Source organism: Autumnicola edwardsiae (assembly GCF_031846505.1).
GTDB classification, from domain to species: Bacteria; Bacteroidota; Bacteroidia; order Flavobacteriales; family Flavobacteriaceae; genus Autumnicola; species Autumnicola edwardsiae.
The window spans coordinates 1-467 of the sequence record NZ_JAVRHP010000306.1 but is presented as its reverse complement, the minus strand read 5'-3'; the positions used below and the strand labels follow the sequence as shown (position 1 = coordinate 467).

Annotated in this window: 1 protein-coding gene; it reads right to left on the bottom strand. The window is 46.0% G+C overall.

Annotation, left to right across the window (positions count from 1 at the left end):
* On the bottom strand, positions 1 to 467 hold a 467-nt coding region (locus RM529_RS17785), incomplete at its 3' end, for an ATP-binding protein (protein ID WP_311486065.1).

Sequence of the window (467 nt, the reverse complement as noted above, 5' to 3'; positions counted from 1 at the left end):
CCCAGTTCCTTAAGATAAGTGCCATCCACTTTACTCAGTTTTAATTTTTTAAAAAGGCGGGCGGTGTTGGTGTAAATGGTTTTGTATTCCATCATACACCCCTGATGTCCTAAAGCCTGCGCCAAATAACTTTTGCCAACCCCGGAAGCCCCGGTAAGGATAATATTTTCCTTTCTGGTGATAAAATCCAGGGTACCTAAGCGGGTGAACATATTCTTGTCCAGGTTTCGGTTCTGGGTGTAATTCACATCGGCCAGATTGGCCTGTTGTTTAAAGCCGGCCTGCTTTAAAAGCCGCTCTATCTTCCGGTTCTGCCGGTCTTCCCATTGGTGATCGATCAGCAGGGCCAGGTATTCATCGGCAGTAACCTTATCTATACGGTTGTCCTTTATGTGTTGCAGGTGCAACTGGGCCATAGCCCCCAGGCGCATTTGTTTTAGTTTTTCAACAGTCTGATTGTTGTTCAT